Source organism: Salifodinibacter halophilus, from assembly GCA_012999515.1.
In the GTDB taxonomy this organism is placed as follows: Bacteria; Pseudomonadota; Gammaproteobacteria; order Nevskiales; family Salinisphaeraceae; genus Salifodinibacter; species Salifodinibacter halophilus.
This window is the reverse complement of record JABEEB010000651.1, coordinates 1-240: the sequence shown is the minus strand read 5'-3', so window position 1 is coordinate 240 and position 240 is coordinate 1. Positions and strand designations below refer to the sequence as shown.

Sequence of the window (240 nt, the reverse complement as noted above, 5' to 3'; positions counted from 1 at the left end):
GACCCGGTCGCGGGTGTCGGCGGCGAATTGCGCCAGCAATCGATCGACCTGCTGGAAGTCGACGCGCGCGCGCGCCGTCTCGCCGGCGGCGGCGTAGCGCTCGCCGCGCCAGGCCAGCGCGCGGGCGAAGCTGGAGCGGTTGGGCAGGTCGGCCGGCGCGCCTTCGTGCAGGCTCTGCAGGTCGGCGATGGCCGCGTCGGCGTCTTCGGCCGAAGCCAGCGGATCGGCCTGGACCAGGCG

General features: G+C 75.8%; 1 protein-coding gene. It reads right to left on the bottom strand.

Features of this window, described 5'->3' with window-relative positions; all coding sequences use genetic code 11:
• A partial coding sequence (locus HKX41_13180; protein NNC25087.1) for a hypothetical protein occupies positions 1–240 on the bottom strand: 240 nt, incomplete at both ends.